The 12739-nt window shown below is 53.7% G+C and carries 12 protein-coding genes; 10 read left to right on the top strand and 2 right to left on the bottom strand.

The features are described from left to right. Window positions 1-272 precede the first annotated feature (272 nt). From OC597_RS02620 to OC597_RS02590, 7 genes are all read left to right on the top strand, one after another. A complete protein-coding gene (locus OC597_RS02620) occupies window positions 273-1112 on the top strand; it encodes a winged helix-turn-helix domain-containing protein (protein WP_262207316.1) in 840 nt (279 codons plus the stop codon). A gap of 198 nt (window positions 1113-1310) precedes the next feature. Next, window positions 1311-1940 carry a helix-turn-helix transcriptional regulator gene (locus OC597_RS02615; protein WP_261252007.1) on the top strand — a complete coding sequence of 210 codons (630 nt, stop codon included), beginning with the start codon at window positions 1311-1313 and terminating at the stop codon, window positions 1938-1940. 436 nt (window positions 1941-2376) lie between these two features. Next, entirely contained in the window at window positions 2377-2964 is a 588-nt protein-coding gene (gene ecpA / locus OC597_RS02610) for a common pilus major fimbrillin subunit EcpA (RefSeq protein WP_085115879.1), read from the top strand. An 81-nt stretch (window positions 2965-3045) separates the two neighbouring features. Beyond that, complete coding sequence (locus OC597_RS02605) at window positions 3046-3714, top strand: EcpB family pilus assembly chaperone (protein WP_261252008.1); 669 nt, start codon at window positions 3046-3048, stop codon at window positions 3712-3714. Between the two features lie 96 nt (window positions 3715-3810). Next, window positions 3811-6291 (top strand): CS1-pili formation C-terminal domain-containing protein, encoded by a 2481-nt coding sequence (locus OC597_RS02600; RefSeq protein WP_262207538.1) that lies wholly within the window; start codon window positions 3811-3813, stop codon window positions 6289-6291. After that, window positions 6281-7915: a fimbrial adhesin EcpD gene (gene ecpD / locus OC597_RS02595; protein WP_261284021.1), complete on the top strand. Its 1635-nt coding sequence runs from the start codon at window positions 6281-6283 to the stop codon at window positions 7913-7915. Before OC597_RS02600 ends, ecpD begins: the two co-directional genes overlap by 11 nt. Before the next feature lie 10 nt (window positions 7916-7925). Continuing rightward, window positions 7926-8588 (top strand): fimbrial biogenesis chaperone, encoded by a 663-nt coding sequence (locus tag OC597_RS02590; RefSeq protein WP_262207310.1) that lies wholly within the window; start codon window positions 7926-7928, stop codon window positions 8586-8588. A gap of 10 nt (window positions 8589-8598) precedes the next feature. Here the strand turns inward: OC597_RS02590 and OC597_RS02585 are convergent, their stop codons facing one another. Both OC597_RS02585 and OC597_RS02580 read right to left on the bottom strand, forming a co-directional pair. Continuing rightward, window positions 8599-10065, bottom strand: coding sequence for a sensor histidine kinase (locus tag OC597_RS02585; RefSeq protein WP_262207308.1), 1467 nt, complete (start codon window positions 10063-10065; stop codon window positions 8599-8601). 3 nt (window positions 10066-10068) lie between these two features. Continuing rightward, window positions 10069-10782 carry a response regulator transcription factor gene (locus OC597_RS02580; RefSeq protein ID WP_261252011.1) on the bottom strand — a complete coding sequence of 238 codons (714 nt, stop codon included), beginning with the start codon at window positions 10780-10782 and terminating at the stop codon, window positions 10069-10071. Between the two features lie 150 nt (window positions 10783-10932). Between OC597_RS02580 and OC597_RS02575 the strand changes: the two genes are divergently transcribed. Genes OC597_RS02575 through OC597_RS02565 form a run of 3 tightly spaced genes read left to right on the top strand, consistent with a single transcriptional unit; the run spans window position 10933 to window position 12693 of the window. After that, the gene (locus tag OC597_RS02575) at window positions 10933-11544 is read left to right on the top strand and encodes a cytochrome b/b6 domain-containing protein (RefSeq protein WP_261252012.1); all 612 of its coding nucleotides are present in this window, start codon (window positions 10933-10935) and stop codon (window positions 11542-11544) included. 10 nt (window positions 11545-11554) lie between these two features. Beyond that, entirely contained in the window at window positions 11555-12343 is a 789-nt protein-coding gene (locus OC597_RS02570; protein WP_262207306.1) for a molybdopterin-dependent oxidoreductase, read from the top strand. Between the two features lie 59 nt (window positions 12344-12402). After that, entirely contained in the window at window positions 12403-12693 is a 291-nt protein-coding gene (locus tag OC597_RS02565; protein ID WP_262207304.1) for a pentapeptide MXKDX repeat protein, read from the top strand. Window positions 12694-12739: the final 46 nt, after the last annotated feature.

Genomic DNA, 12739 nt, shown 5'->3' with positions numbered 1-12739 from the left:
AAAGGCGGTAATTTACAAAACAAAAAACTAACTTTAAGAACCTTTACATATAAATATATCAATGGTTGTGATGTTTGTATAATCTTTGGTTATGGTTTATGAGAAAAATCTTATATCTAAAATAGTCAGGAAAGAGACATCCATTCTGTGGCGTTAATTGAGTTTCATTGCGATTGCTGGCTGAGATTGACCAATTAACCTGATTAAATATTGCTTAATATCCTATTAACATTTAACGCCGGCGATAAATAATCACTAGAGTGACCTTTAAAATGAAATATAGATTAAACGACCACGTCGTTTTTGATGTGGATACGGGTACCCTGAGCCTGACGGAGTTCTCTGATGACCCCATCTCTATTTCCAATCCTTCAAAGCGATTACTGCTGCTATTGATTACCCATCATGGTGAGGCCGTTAGCCGGGAAGTGATATTCAAGAAGGTGTGGGATGATTATGGCATGGTTTCAGGCAACAATAATCTTAACCAGTGTGTGAGCAAACTACGTCGGGTAATTAAAAATCTGGGGATTGAGGAAGAGGTGATTGCTACCGTTCCCAAAGTCGGTTTTATGCTGCGTTATGAAATAGAGGTGGAATCCTGTGAGGGTTCGCAATACAGCGTCACTGACGAAGTAATACCCGTTGTTCCGCGAGCCTCAGATCAATCTGAAATAGCCTCATCGCCCGCAGATCCGCCAGTCACCGGGATGGTCTATGCCGGCTATTCCCGGCGTTGGTGGGCGATAGCCAGTGTAGTCGCACTGGGGGTGATTATGTTGGTGGTGGCCATTAGCAGCTATCTCACCGGTTCGATTTCCCGGCAGGAAATTTATCTGGGTAAGGTCAACAGCTGCAAGGTTTTCATGTCAATGCCCGGCGCTGCGGCTGCCGCCAGTGCCGGCCTGAGCCGTGACATTCTGGCCTATGCTGCCCCGCAGACCGCCGAATGCAGCGGCGACGAATTCTTGTTGGTAGTACGTAGCAACCAGGTGCGCTCGTACATTTCCGGCATTTCCCGGCTATTCTTCCTGCGTTGTCGCATTTTGCGTGAGCACAGGGTTGAGATTTGTTCTGGTCTTGAAAGCGACAAAGCAGCAATTATCAATTAATCGGTGTCAGGATGAACACCACCCCGGGGGAAAGGAATATGCCGCCAATATTATCACCTTGATATTAACTACTTAACTTTCACTGCCTGGCTATTAATGCAGCATTTTCCTGGTGCAATATTTATACTTTGCCAACCTGCGATGCTCGACATTTTCGCCTCAATCGCTATTTTTATACCTAATTTACGGTAATAGATTATGACGAATACCCCTTTCAGGGAGACTATTCTCTTTTATGAACCTAATCCCTGGGTGAGAAAAGGATTACGGGCGCTTATTGAACCTGAACCCACACACTATCAATTTGCCCACAGTATCAGGGAAATAGACGCTGTGCTAAAGGAGAATGAGAAACAAATCCTCATTATGGAGTTATATAATGAAAGTGAGAATTTGTATGATGTATTACGTTTCATTCTAACCATTAACGATTTCTGGCCGAAGACACCGCTGATCATATTTACTGAAGTCACCAACGCCAGCATACTGGCGATGCTGGCGGCGGAGGTGCATTTATCCCTGGTGGCAAAAGACGAACCGCTGGATTGTTTGTTCGAAGCCATTGCCGCCGCCGATACGGGAGTGGGGTATCGCAGTCCGGGTATTCAGACGGCGTTGACTCAACCCGTAGAACCTCTTTCCCGTAGCGAATGGCGCATACTGGCGATGATGATTGCCGATACTAATCCGCAGCGCATTGCCCGTGTCACCCATCGCAGTTATAAAACGGTGAGTAGCCATAAGCTGAATATCATGCGCAAACTTGGTCTTAATCAGGTGGGGTTTATGCGTTTGATTCTGGCTTTTCGCCTCCAGCACCCGGCCTGAAAATGCGTCCTCGGTCTGCCTGGTCACCAGGCAGGTCGGCGATGTATTTTCCTTATCCTCAGCCCTTTTATTTACGCCCCGATCCCTGGTTCCAGCTGAATTGATTTAAATCAAATTAAACATCCTACAAAAATAATCAAGATGACCGTATTTTGATTCTGCGCATCCGGCTGTTTTATATACAGGCGTGGCTGTTTTATTGGTCTGGGAAATAATAAGTTTATTGTCCTTAGAGGCGATGCCGTTTGGGGTTTTAACCTTAAAGTTGGTTTTTTAAATATTAATATCAGAATTTAAAACTAAATATTTATCAATTGATAGTTAATGATTCTTTTTTGATCTAATGCGGTTACTCTTCATCTCGTCAAGCAGACTGGCTAAAGCAGGTCACGCTAATGGACGCACAATCATATTCAAAGTTGAAGGGAGTTTTACCATGAAGAAAATTACACTGGCTCTGGCAATCATTTCAGCCTTCGCTGCGGTCAGCACTGCACAAGCCGCCGACGTTACCGCTCAGGCGTTGGCCACCTGGTCTGCTACTGCGAAGAAAGACACCACCAGCAAGCTGGTTGTTACCCCTATTGGCAGCCTGTCCTTCAACTATGCGGAAGGCATCAAGGGTTTTAACAGCCAGAAAGGTCTGTTTGACGTGACCGTGGAAGGGGATGCTACCGCGACCGCATTCAAACTGACTTCCAAACTGGTTTCCAACACCCTGACTCAGCTCGACACCTCAGGTTCCACTCTGAACGTGGGTGTGAACTACAACGGTGAAGCCGTAGAGAAAACCGCTGAAACCACCATGATCGATACCTCTGCCGGTATTCTGGGCGGCAACCTGAGCGCGCTGTCCAACGCTTATAACCAGGCTGTTCGCACCAGTGCACAAGATCAGTTCACCTTCACCATCATTGGTGCCACCTCTGACGGCACCACCGCCGTGACGGATTTCAGCACCCTGCCTGAAGGGATCTGGAGCGGCGATGTGAGCGTTGAATTCAACGCCACCTGGACCGCGTAACTTCCCAGGTTCACCGCTATAAAACAGGGGGGCAACTCCCTGTTGTTTATCGCCACAGAAGCTCGTCATTGGAATGCCACCATGAAACACATCTCTCTCGCCGCTCTCCTGCTGTTATCGCTGTCTCACCCTGTTTTCGCGCTGGATGTCGGTGAGATCAGTTCGTTCATGCACAGCGATAGCGCGCGTCTGAGTAAAGAGATCAAGAACACTACCGACAGTGGCCGCCTGGTGAACATCAAAATCGAGCGTATCTCCAGCCCACTGGAATCCGGAGCCGTGGTGCCGATGGGCAGCAAAGATGAAATGTTGCTGTCACCGGCCAGCCTGATATTGCCGGCCAACGCCAGCGATGTGATTCGCTTTTATTACAAAGGTCCCGCTGACAGCCAGGAGCGCTATTACCGCATCGTCTGGTTCGATCAGGCGCTGAGCGACGTGGGGCAAAACTCGGCCAGGCGCAATGCTGTTGCGACCACCTCTGCCCGTATTGGCACCATTTTGGTGGTGGCGCCAAGACAGGACCAATTCAATTACCAGTTTGCCGACGGACAGATAAAAAACACCGGCAACGCCACTTTCAAGGTGGTGGCCTACGGCAACTGCCGCAACAAGAAAGACGGCAATGACTGCAAGGAAAACTATTTCGTTATGCCGGGCAAGGCACGCGGTTTCAGCAAAGTGGACGTCAACGACAAGAAAGGTCGTGTGGCGCTATGGCATGGCGACCAGTTTATCCCGGTGAAATAGAGCAGGTTGTCTGCAATGAAACGGAATGCACCACATTAAAGCAAGGAGTGGCATGTGAAGGCTGTGCTGTTGAAAACGCTGCTGGCCAGCGGGGTGATGGCGATCCCTGCGGTGTTGCTACCGGGCCAGACGGTGATCGCTGCCGGACTGACCCAGATTGACGGTGTGTTAATCCCACAGACCTTCAGCCTGGCGCTGCGCGAAGGCATGAGTATTCCATTACTGCTGCACTTTGAAAAAAATAGCGGCGTAAAAGATGACCGCCGTATTGGTCACGCCTTTTTATACCTGGATAACAATCAGTTGAAAATCCGCCAGATTACGCTGGAAGACGGTGACGATGGCACTCCGCTGACTGCAGAGACCATCAGGCAATTGCAGGCGCTGCAGGAAGCCGGTTTTGACCCGCAGCAGCGTATTGCACTGACGGATGACGCCTGGCTGGCGCTGGACTTCCGCCAGCTTAATTTGCAGCTGGTGGTGAAAGAGGCGGCGATGGGAACCCTGTTGCGTGCTCGCTCCAGCGACATCGGCGTTTCCAGCGTGGACGCCATCAGCAGTACGCTGGATTATAACCTCGGGGTTTACGATAACCGCACCCGGGCCAGCGAGGGCAATACCTCCAGCTATCTGTCGCTCAACAGCGTGACTGCCCTGCGTGAGCATCATGTGGAAGTTAACGGTTCCGTTTATGGTATCGGCAGCGGCGATGAGAACGCCACGCTGTATAAGGCGATGTACGAACGTGACTTTGCCGGCCGTCGCTTCGCCGCCGGCATGCTGGACAGTTGGAATCTGCAGTCGCTGGGGCCGGTCACTACCATCAACTCAAGCAAAATTTATGGCCTGTCTTACGGCAACCGCGCCAACTCCACCGTATTTGATAACAGCCAATCGCTGACGCCGATCGTGGCGTTCTTCCCCTCGGCGGGGGAAGTGCATCTGTCGCGTGAGGGACGACTGCTGAGCGTGCAGAACTTCGCTATGGGTAATCATGAAGTGGATACCGGCAACTTGCCCTACGGCATTTATGACGTTGAGGTTGAGGTGGTGGTCAACGGTCGGGTGGTGGATAAACGTATGCAGCGGGTGAACAAGCTGTTCAGCCCCAACCGTGGTGCCAATGCACCGCTGGCCTGGCAATTTTGGGGTGGGATGATCCGCATGGACGACTGGCGTGGTGATGATCAACGCCAACGGCAGGCCAAGGATTCTTACCTGATCGGCGCTTCGGCCACCGGTAACCTGCGGATGCTGAACTGGGCGCTTTCCGGTTACTCGTTTGACAGCAACGCGGTGGGCGAAAGCCGTATTAGCGTACCACTGACCCAATCCATTCAGTTCAACGTGCAGAACATGGCGGCGTCTGACCATTCCTGGAGCCTGGTCAACAGCGTCAGTGCTGCGCTGCCCGGCGGTTTCAGCAGCCTGTGGGTCAACCAGGAAAAAACGGTGATCGGCGACAAGCTGCTGCAAAACGATGCGCATAACCGCGCCATCGGCGGCACGATGAATTTTGGCGCGCTTTGGTCGCCGTTGGGCAGCCTAAGCCTCAGTTACAACGACGATAAAAAGAACAGCAGTCACTACTACAACGCTGATTATTATCAAAATATTTTCACCGGCCGTTTTGGCACGCTTGGCGTGCGTGCCGGCGTTCAGCGCTACAACAACGGCGGCTACAGTTCGAATACCGGTAAATACATCGCACTCGATTTTTCACTGCCGATGGGCAACTGGCTCAGCGCCGGGGTTTCAAACCAGAACGGCTATACCACCGCTAACCTGGCCGCACGTAAAGACATTCAAGACGGGCCAATCCGTACCCTTGGTGCCAACCTGTCACGGGCGATTTCCGGTGACACCAACGGCGATAACAGTATGAACGGCGGCGCCTACGCGCGCTTTGACACCAAGTATTCCGCCGGTACGGTCAACGTCAGCAGTTCTGCCGATGGTTACGTTAACACCAGCCTGACCGCCAGCGGCAGCGTGGGCTGGCAAGGGCGTGATATTGCGGCCAGCGGCAGAAATGAGGGCAATGCGGGCATCATCTTTAACACCGGCATCGAAAATGACGGCATGCTGACCGCCCGGGTTGATGGCCGGACGGTGAAGCTGACCGGCAATAAAAACTATGTGCCGTTGTCGCCTTACGGCCAGTACGAAGTTGAGTTAATGAACAATAAAAACTCGGCGGAAAGCTTCGACATCGTCACCAGGCGCAAGAGCAAGCTGACGCTGTATCCAGGTAACGTGGCGGTGATCACGCCGGAAATTAAACAGATGGTGACGGTGTTTGGTCGCATCAAGGCGGAAGACGGCACGTTGCTGGCTAATGCTTATATCAAAAACCATATCGGCCGCACCCGCACCGATGAGAAAGGTGAATTCATTATGGACGTCGATAAGAAATTCCCGGTGATCGACTTTACCTACAGCGGTAACCAGAGCTGCGAAGTGGGCCTGGATCTGAGCAAAGCGCAGGGGGCTATATGGGTTGGCGACGTGATTTGTACCGGACTGAAAACCTATGCGGGTAACTTGCAGGCAGGAGAAATGGCAAATGAAGGTTAAGTCTACGCTGCTGCTGATGCTGTTGGCTGCCTTGCCCCTGCAGGCGGCGGTGAGCGTCACCAACTGGCCGAATGCCGCGACGGTGAAGTTCGTGTTTGTCGAGAACAACGCCGATGACAACTTTTTTGTCACCCCATCCGGGGCATTGGATCCGCGCATGACCGGGGCCAATAAATGGACCGGGCTGAAGTACGGCGGCTCCGGCACCATTTACCAGCAGAGCCTGGGCTATGTGGATAACGGCTACAACACCGGCCTGTCGGCTAACAACCGTTTTGACATGTGGCTGGAAAATGCCCCGATCAAGAACCCGTTCCTCGGGCTGCGCTGCATTAACTGGTACGGCGGCTGTAATATGGATACCAGCCTGATTTTGCCGCAGGCCACCGATGAAAAAGGGTTTTATGGTGCGGTGGTGACTTCAGGGGGTGCTAAATGGATGCACGGTATGATGTCGCCGAGTTTTTATCAGTATTTGAAACAGATGGCGCCCGGTGATGCGTTCAGCATGCAGATTAATGGCTGCCAGACTTCGGACGTCTACGATGCCAGTAACGGGGGACGCTGTCAGGATCAGAGCAGAGGCAACTGGTATAAACGCACTGTGACCCACAGTAAGGCAGCGCATCTGCGCTTTATCAACACCAACGCGGTGTCGGAAGTGTTTGTTAACAGTGACGGCGTGCCGATTATCGGTGAGGGCAATGCCGACTGCAAAAACCAGACTATCGGTTCGCGCTCTGGCATCACCTGTAAAATGGTCAGCTACGATCTGCAGACCGACGGTAGCGTCAGTAACACCTCGATTCATGTGTTCCCGGCGATCAACAATGCGGCGCTAACCTCGGCGACCAACGCCGCCGATTTGCAGTTCAGCCTGGACGGCAACAGCTGGAAAAATACCTCGGGTACCGGCAGCTACTACACCTTTAACCAACTGAAGAGCAGCAACGTGATTTATGTGTTCTTCGGCAGCAACTTTTTCAAACAGATGGTGAAGCTGGGCATCTCCGACAGCGGCACACGCGACCTGATTAACTTCCGCTTCCAGAACACCACTTCACCGGAATCCGGCTGGTACGAGTTCTCTACCTCCAACCAGCTGATCATCAAACCGCGTGATTTCAGTATCAGCATCATTTCTGACGACTACGACAACCAGCCGCACCGTGAGGGCTACGTCGGCCCGGCAGAGCCACCGCTGGAATTTGGCTATATCGTCACCACCAGTGGCAAGACTGCTGCCGATCAGGTGAGGGTGATGGCTACCGGCCCGACGCAGGCCATCAACGGGATTAATTACTGTATTTTTTCCTCGGCGGATAGCCACAGCCAGGTACCCTTTCCGGCCACGCTCAGTATCACTACCAGCACCAATGGCCAGCAGAGCTATGACGCCGGCTGCGACGGGCAGTGGCATGACATGACTAACGCGTTATGGAGCAGCACGCCGTGGAACGATATTTCCGGCGAGGTCGGGGTGCTGAACAAAACCCGGGTGAAATTCAACATTCCGATGAATAACCCGATCTCGCTAAAGACGGTGGACGGCAACGGCTGGTATGGCGACGTCAGTGCCGCCGGGGAGATCCACGTTGAAGCCACCTGGCGCAATATTAACTAGAGGAAACGCCGTGAGAAGCTGGCTGTTGTGGCTACTGTGTCTGCCATTGAGCGCGACGGCGATTAACGTCGGCACCTTGACGTTTGCGATGGATCAGGACCAATCGTTCACCGCCAAGCGGGTGCTGAACAATAATCGCAGCGCGCGTATTTATCAGGTGACCCTGCGAGCCATTGACCGGCCGGGGGAGAATGAGGCTCGTAGCCGCCCTGCGGACGGCGAACTGCTGTTTGCCCCACGTCAGCTACAACTGCAGGTTGGGCAGGGCGAATATTACAAGTTCTTCTACCGTGGCCCGCAGGATAACCGCGAGCGTTATTACCGGGTGTCATTTCGCGAAATTCCCACTCGATTTTTCGATCCGGCGCAGCGTCACACTACCGGCGTCAATCTGGAGCCGATAGTGGTGATGGACACCATTTTGGTGGTGCGCCCACGCCAGAGCAATTTCGCCTATCGGCTGGATCCGCAGCGCGGCACCCTCACCAATACCGGCAACACCTACTTTAAATTCCTGCTCAAACCCGGCTGCGACAGCACCGATGAAGAGGGTATCACCGAATACCTGCGCCCCGGTGATACGCTGACCCATGCCGGTATTCGGCTGAAAGGGCAGAAATTTATTATCTATAACGACAAATTTATCAGCGTCGATAAAAGCTGTATTAATTAGCCATAAACCACTAGCGCAGCGGGATCGAAAAGCGGAAACAGGCACCGGTTTGCGGTCGCTCGATCAATTGGATATCGCTGTCGTGCAGCAGCAAAATGCGCCGAACGATCATCAGCCCCAAACCGCTGGCATGGCGGCGTGCGCTGCTCAGAATGGAAGGGCGCATGAACAGATCGGCACGCAGCTCCTGCGGAATACCTGGGCCGCTGTCATTGACCTGCACCAGCACCTTGCCTGCCTGTTGCCACAGGCGCACCTCGATCTCGCCGCCCTGCGGCGTGTGACGAATGGCGTTATCCAGCAGGTTGGTCAGCACCCGTTCAATCATGCTGACGTCGGCAAACACCAGGGGAATACCCGGGGTGATATCTGCCAGCAACCGCTGCTGACGTGCCTCCGCCGCCAATTCAAACTTCTGGAAGACGTCCTGCACCAGTTCGCTGAGTGAGAACGGCTCTTTCTGCGGTTTCACCACGCCATATTCCAGCCGCGCCAATTCGAACAGTTCCTGTGCCAATCGACCTACTTTGCGGCTCTGCGCCAAGGCGATTTCCAGATAGCGTTGACGATCGTTTTCGCTCAGGTTGGCGGACTTGACCGACAGCGTTTCCAGATAGCCGTGCAGTGACGTCAGTGGGGTACGCAGGTCGTGCGAGATGTTGGCGATAAATTCGCGCCGTTGCTGATCCTGCTGCGAAAGTGTCTGCCACTGCTCGGCAATACGTTGCGCCATGCTGCGGAATGCCTGCTGCAGTCGGCTGACTTCATCGCGACCGCCGCTGTCGGCCGGCAGTGCCGCATAGGCTTGTACCGCCGCGATGCCACCGCTGTCCAGCTCAGTGACCTGGCGTGTCAGACGGCGGATAGGTCGGGTCACCCAATAAAACGCAAAACCACCGGCCACCAGGCTGAACAGCACCATCAGGCCGGATGTCCACAGCGCCATGGAGACCGCGGAGCTATGCAAAGCATGGCTGGTTAATGCGTCGTAATCCTCGCCCAGCAGCACCACATACAAATAGCCTTCAACCTGTCCATTGACCTTGAGCGGCGCGGCGCTGAACACTTTTTTGGCGTCCGGATTACGTGGGTCATCGCCGTAAACCGGCATATTTGCACCGTTGAACAGCGCCTGCAGTGGCTGCAGATCCACTTTCTGGCGTTTCAGATGGCCGGCCGGGGCGGCGTTACCAATGATGTCGCCCTGTTTATCGAGCAGGTACACCTCAACGCTGGGATTTACCGCCATCAGTTGATTAAACAGACTATTGACTGACTCTGCGTTCAGCCCATTTTGCCCTAACAGCGGGTTGCTGTCGGCAATGTGCTGCGCCAGATTACCGGACAGCCGTTGGATCACCCCCTGGCTGTACTGGGTGCTGCTGCGGACCTGCATCCAGCCGGAAATGGCGCAGCTGATTACCATCAACAGGGCGAAGATCAGGGTCAGGCGTTGCGTTAGCGTAAGGTTTTTCATGATTCACTCTTGCGGCGCTGCCGCGAATTTATAGCCCATGCCCCATACGGTGAGGATGCGCTCGGGTTCCGCCGGGTTGGTTTCAATCTTGATGCGCAGCCGGTTGATATGAGTATTCACGGTGTGCTCGTAGCCTTCATGCTGATAACCCCACACCTGATTGAGCAGGCTGAGGCGGGAAAATACCTTGCCAGGATGTTTGGCAAAAAAATACAGCAGGTCAAATTCACGCGGCGTCAGATCGACCGTCAGCTGGTTCAAATGCACTTCACGGGCAATAGGATCTATGGTCAACCCGTCAAAACTGAGCGTGCCGGCGTCCATTCGCAGGTTGCGGCTCATCGCCTCTTGACGGCGAAACAGCGCCTTGACCCTGGCCACCAGCTCCAGCATGGAAAAGGGTTTGGCGAGGTAGTCGTCAGCGCCCAGCTCCAATCCCAGCACGCGATGCACTTCGCTGGAACGCGCACTGGTGATGATGATCGGCGTGTAGCGTGTCATATTGCGTGCCCGACGGCAGATCTCCAGCCCGTCGATCCCCGGCAGCATCAGATCGAGGATCAGCGCGTCCCAGCCGCCCTGTTCCAGCATCGCCATACCCAGATTGCCATCGGCGGCATGGCTGATGTCATAGCCTTCATCACGCAGATGTAATTGCAGCAGCTCTGCGATATTGCCGTCATCCTCGACGATTAAAATTTTCTTTGGCTTATCCATTCTTCCCACCGCTGATTGCCAGACCTGATTGAAGTCTACACAACCGACGCAGCCGGAGTTATCACATTTTATTTAACTTTGCGTGAGGTCTTGGGGAACAAATCAGACGGATACTCAACACATCGAAACCACCACCCTCAGGAGAGCCCCATGGCCATGTCCATTACGCCGGAGAAACCGGTGCTGATCCATCCGCTGTGGCTGCGTCTGACGCACTGGCTGAACGCGCTGGCGATGCTGATTATGGTGACCAGTGGCTGGCGTATCTATAACGCCTCGCCGTTGTTTAACTTCAGTTTTATCAACGAGCTGACGCTGGGTGGCTGGTTGGGCGGCGCGCTGCAGTGGCACTTTGCCGGCATGTGGCTGTTTGGCATTAACGGACTGTGTTATCTGCTGATTAACCTGTTCAGTGGCCGCCTGAAACGCAAGTTCTGGCCGCTCAGCCCGAAAGCCTTGTTGAGTGACCTGCTGGCGGCGCTGCGGGGCAAGCTCGGTCACAACGACTTACGCCATTACAACATGGTGCAGCGGGTGGCCTACCTGTTTGTGATGGTGGCTGGCGTGGTGATGGTGCTTTCCGGCCTGGTGCTGTGGAAGTCGGTGCAATTTCCGCTGTTGCGTGAACTGCTCGGCGGCTATGACGCGGCACGCTATATCCACTTTTTTGCCATGTCGGCGCTGGTGGGGTTTGTGGTGGTGCATCTGGTGATGGTGGCGCTGGTGCCACGCACGCTGTTGGCTATGTTGCGTGGACGTTAAGGAGAGCCCGATGAAAACAGATAAACAGCCGATCAACCTGAGCGAAGGGCGGGAGATCGTCAGGGAGGCGCAGCAATTGCTGGCACGCCAACTGGAGTCCTCTTCACGCCGTCGTTTCCTGCGCAACGGGCTGACGCTGGGCGGTATTGCGATGCTCACCGGTTGTGACATCAGTGACAACGCCAATGTGGAACAGGCGCTGAGCCGCATCTCGCGGTTTAACGATCGGGTACAGGGCTGGCTGTTCAATGCCGACCATCTGGCACCGGTGTACGCCGAATCGATGATCACCCGTCCGTTCCCGTTCAATGCGTTTTATGCCGAGGAACAGGCACCGGATATTAATGGCGATGACTATCGGCTGGAAGTCAGCGGACTGGTACTGAATAAACACTCCTGGACGCTGCCGCAATTGCACAAGATGTCGCAGATCAGCCAGGTGACGCGCCATATCTGCGTTGAAGGCTGGAGTGCGATCGGCAAATGGGGCGGAGTGCCGTTTGCGGAGTTTCTCCAGGCGATCGGCGCGGATCTGAGCGCCAAATATGTCAGCTTCAAATGTGCCGACGATTATTACACCAGTATCGATATGGCCACGGCGCTGCATCCGCAAACCATTATGGCGCTGACCTACGACGGCCAGATCCTGCCACGTAAATACGGCTACCCGATGAAGCTGCGCATGCCGACCAAGCTCGGCTACAAGAATCCGAAACATATTCAGGTGATTGAAGTCACCAACCGTTTTCCCGGCGGTTACTGGGAAGATCAAGGTTACAACTGGTTTGGCGGCAGTTAACGACGGCCGCAACTATCCCCCGGCACACAGGTGCTTTTTAAATGAGAGAAGGAAATACCATGAAAAAGTTATTCGCAGTGATGATGTGTAGCGCATTGATGTTGGGTTCTATCGGTGCCAATGCGGCAGACAGCATGAGCAAAGACGCGATGAAAAAGGACAACATGGGCCAGATGTCTCATGACGGCATGGCCAAAGATGGCATGAAAAAAGACGCCATGAAGAAAGACTGCATGAGCAAGGATTGCATGAAGAAGGACAGCATGAGTAAGGATGCGATGAAACACGACGGCATGAAGAAAGACAGCATGGCCAAAGACGGCATGAAAAAAGACGCCATGGGGCAGTAACACCCCTGCCAAATCCGGCGGTTTGGACCGCCGGTCTTTTCAGCAA

This window comes from Serratia proteamaculans (assembly GCF_946227095.1).
Taxonomy (GTDB): Bacteria; Pseudomonadota; Gammaproteobacteria; order Enterobacterales; family Enterobacteriaceae; genus Serratia; species Serratia proteamaculans_E.
Note: the sequence above shows the minus strand (reverse complement) of the source record. Positions and strands in the feature narration are given on the sequence as shown.